Annotated in this window: 3 protein-coding genes and 1 pseudogene; 3 read left to right on the top strand and 1 reads right to left on the bottom strand. The window is 65.4% G+C overall.

Going from position 1 to position 3617, the window contains the following annotated elements:
- On the top strand, nt 1-521 hold a 521-nt coding region (locus HZB86_00960; protein MBI5904117.1), incomplete at its 5' end, for a tetratricopeptide repeat protein.
- A gap of 32 nt (nt 522-553) precedes the next feature.
- Here the strand turns inward: HZB86_00960 and HZB86_00955 are convergent.
- Nucleotides 554-1231: pseudogene (locus HZB86_00955) on the bottom strand (glycosyltransferase family 2 protein).
- A 132-nt stretch (nt 1232-1363) separates the two neighbouring features.
- Between HZB86_00955 and HZB86_00950 the strand changes: the two are divergent.
- Nucleotides 1364-3085 carry a tetratricopeptide repeat protein gene (locus HZB86_00950; protein ID MBI5904116.1) on the top strand — a complete coding sequence of 574 codons (1722 nt, stop codon included), beginning with the start codon at nt 1364-1366 and terminating at the stop codon, nt 3083-3085.
- The gene (locus HZB86_00945) at nt 3082-3579 is read left to right on the top strand and encodes a hypothetical protein (GenBank protein MBI5904115.1); all 498 of its coding nucleotides are present in this window, start codon (nt 3082-3084) and stop codon (nt 3577-3579) included. Before HZB86_00950 ends, HZB86_00945 begins: the two co-directional genes overlap by 4 nt.
- The last annotated feature ends 38 nt before the right edge of the window (nt 3580-3617 follow it).

Genomic DNA, 3617 nt, shown 5'->3' with positions numbered 1-3617 from the left:
TTTCCCATTGGAAGGACAGCGAGTCGCTCTTTCGGCACACCTTGCGCGTCGAACCGGAGAACCCGACGGCGTTTTTCAACCTCGGAGACACATTGCTGGCCGGGGGGAGGGTCGATGAGGCCATCCGCGCTTTCGAGGACGGTTTCCGTTACCGGCCGGAGGAGACGGAAATACGTACCGGTCTTGGGAGAACGCTCGGTGAGAAAGGACGCTACGCGGAAGCCGTGGCGCAATTCCGCGAGGTTCTGAAACAGCGCCCCGGCGACCACCTGGCCCTGACGAACCTCGGCGTCACGTTGGATCGCATGGGAAGGAGTGAAGAGGCGTTGGAATACCTGCGGGCGGCGGTGGAGCGAAAGCCGGATTTCGTGGATGCGTACACGAACCTCGGAGGGGTGTTGCTCCGGATGGGAAGGCGGGAAGAGGCCGCGAGCCATCTACGGATCGCCTTGCGGCTGCGGCCGGACGACCCCGCCGCAAACCGGTTGATGCGGGTGGCGATGGGGGGTACGGGGAGGTAGCGGGAGCTCCCGCCGTTCAACGGGCGGCGGGGTCGCAGGACGCCGACGCCGTACGTGACGCTGCGGAGGAAATTGATCGACGACGACTCTTCGATGTAACGGGTCGGGCAGGAGATCTCCCCGATACGGAACCCGAATGCGATCGACTGGACCAGCATCTGGTTGTCGAACAGGAAGTCGTTGGAATTTTCGTTGAGGGGAAGATCCGTCAGGACTTTCCGGCTGAAGGCGCGGAACCCGCTGTGGTACTCGGAGAGCTTCTGGCCCACCAGGAGGTTCTGGGTAAGCGTCAGGAACCGGTTGCTGGCGTACTTGTACAGGGGCATCCCCCCTTTCAACGCCCCCGTGCCGAGGATCCGGGAGCCGAGAACCAGGTCGAATTCTCCGGAAGCCACCATCGCCGCCATCGGAGTGATCAGTTTCGGCGTGTACTGGTAATCGGGATGCAGCATGACCACGATGTCGGCGTTCTCGCGAAGCGCGATGGTGTAGCAGGTCTTCTGGTTGGCCCCGTATCCCATGTTCCGCGGGTGGACTTCGTGGCGGATCCCGAGCTCCCGGGTGATTTCCACCGTGCGGTCCCGGCTGCCGTCGTCGACGAGGAACACGTCGTCCACGATGTCCCGCGGTATTTCCTCGTAGGTCCACCGAAGGGTCTTCTCCGCGTTGTACGCCGGCATGACCACGACGACCTTTTTCCCGTGCAGCATGGATTGCGGACCTTTCGACCGGCAGTCCCGGTAAAAACCCGGCGCGGTTCCCGTAACGCATCCGACCGGGCCGCGATATTATAGCGCAAAGATCGGCGCCGGGACGATTCCGGCTCGCGCGGGAGAAACGCAATGCGACTCCGATGTGCCCTGGCGGTTGTCCTCCTTCTGCTGGCGCTGGTTCTGGGGGTGTACGCGCAAGGGGCGCGGTTTTCGTTCGTGGACCTGGATGACGACGCCTATGTCACGGGGAACGCCGAGGTCCTGTCCGGCCTCACGCGGGACGGGTTCGTCTGGTCGTGGACGACGTTCCACGCGGCGAACTGGCACCCGTTGACGTGGCTGTCGCACATGGCGGATGTGGAATGGTTCGGTCCGGACGCCGGACCCCACCACCTGGTGAACGCGGGGATCCATTGGGCGGGATCCTCGGCGTTGTTTCTCGCGCTGTACCTGATGACGGGGTGCCCGTGGCGCAGCGGCGTGGCGGCGATGCTGTTCGCCGTCCACCCGCTTCACGTGGAGTCGGTGGCGTGGGTATCCGAGAGGAAGGATGTTCTCTCGGGATTTTTCTTCTCGCTCGGATTGCTGGCGTACGGATGGTACTCGAAGCGTCCCTGCATCCGGAGGTACATGGGAGTGGTCCTGGCCTACGCGCTCGGGCTTTCGTCGAAGCCCATGCTGGTGACGTTCCCCTTCGTGCTGCTGATCCTGGACGTATGGCCGCTGGGGCGCACGGGAATGGCGGCGGGATCGATGCCGGGGGCGTTCGCCCGCCCGGGGCGGGGGAGATTGTGGCTGGAGAAAATCCCTTTGCTCGCACTCTCCCTGGCGTCGTGCGTGGTCACGTACCTGGCGCAGGCGCGGGGAGAGGCGGTCCGAACGATCCACATGTATCCGTTCGATGGGAGGGTGTGGAACGCGGCGGTATCCTACGCCCGGTACGCGTGGAAGGCCGTCTGGCCCTCGAACCTTGCCGTCTACTACCCCCATCCCGCAAGCCTGGGGAAAGGGATTCCACAGGGAGAGATTGTCGCCGCGGGAATTTTCCTGCTCCTGTCGACCCTCGCCGCCGCGCTGTGGTTCCGTCGTCGTCCCTATCTTCTGGCGGGCTGGCTCTGGTTCCTCGGGACGCTCGTCCCGGTGATCGGCCTGGTGCAGGTGGGCGGGCAGGCCATGGCGGACCGGTACGCCTATATTCCGCTGACCGGGCTGTTCCTGGCGGCAGTCTGGGGGAGCTGGGACCTGCTCTCGGGGATCGAAAGAGGGCGCGCGGTGTACGCGGCGGCGTGGGGCGCGGTCCTTCTGTGCCTGTCCTCGGTCTCCTACGTGCAGGCCGGCTACTGGCGGGACAGCGTGGCGCTGTTCACGCGGGCGCTGGCGGTGACGGAGGAGAACTGGTTCGTGCACAACAACCTGGGAAATGCCCTGCTGGAGCGCGGCAGAGCGCCGGAGGCGATCCCGCACCTGCTGACCTCCCTGCGGATCAAACCCGGGAACGCCATGGCGCACGCCAACCTCGGCAGGGCGTTGCGGAACGTCGGTCGGAAGAGCGAGGGCGAGGCTCATTGCCGGGAGGCGTTGCGGCTGGAACCCGGGAATGTGCCCGCGAAGATCAATATGGCCGTGTTTCTCGCGGAGTCGGGGCGCATCGACGATGCGATACTCCATCTTCGGGATGCGATCCGGGGCTTTCCTGCGCGATGGGAGGCGTTTTACAACCTGGGGGTACTCCTCCGGGCGACCGGCCTGGAGGTCGAAGCGAAGAAGATGTTCCGGGAGGCGGCCCGCCTGAGGCCGCAGGACGAACGGATCCGTGTGCAGCTCCGGGACCTTCCGGGGGGTGGCGGTTGAGCCGGGAGAAGGCCGGATGGACCGTTCCGGATCTTTCCCCGGGGGCGAGGACGGTAATCGTCGCGGCGGCCCTCGCCCTCCTGACTCTCCTCGTCTACGCGGAGGTGTGGAACCACGGGTTCATCTCCCTCGACGACGACGAGTATGTCACGGAAAATCCCGCTGTCCTGAACGGGTTGACGTGGCCGGGGGTGAAGTGGGCGTTCACGACGTTCCACGCGGCGAACTGGCACCCGTTGACGTGGCTGTCGCACATGGCGGATGTGGAATGGTTCGGGATGTGGGCGGGCGGCCACCACGGGACGAACGTTCTTCTGCACGCCGGGAGCACGGTGGTCCTGTTCCTGGCGCTTCGCCGGATGACGGGTTCGTTGTGGCGGAGCGGCATGGCGGCGGCGCTGTTCGGTGCCCACCCGCTGCACGTGGAGTCGGTGGCGTGGGTTGCGGAGCGGAAGGACGTTCTGAGCGGGCTGTTCTTCTTCCTGGGGCTGTGAGGATACGCGTGGTACGCGGAGCGGCCGGGTGCGGGCCG

The organism is Deltaproteobacteria bacterium (assembly GCA_016234845.1).
In the GTDB taxonomy this organism is placed as follows: Bacteria; Desulfobacterota; Deferrimicrobia; order Deferrimicrobiales; family Deferrimicrobiaceae; genus JACRNP01.
Note: the sequence above shows the minus strand (reverse complement) of the source record. Positions and strands in the feature narration are given on the sequence as shown.

Excerpts from the sequence above, each read along its gene's own strand:
- HZB86_00950 (MBI5904116.1), top strand. The coding sequence starts at position 1,364 with ATGCGACTCCGATGTGCCCTGGCGGTTGTCCTCCTTCTGCTGGCGCTG.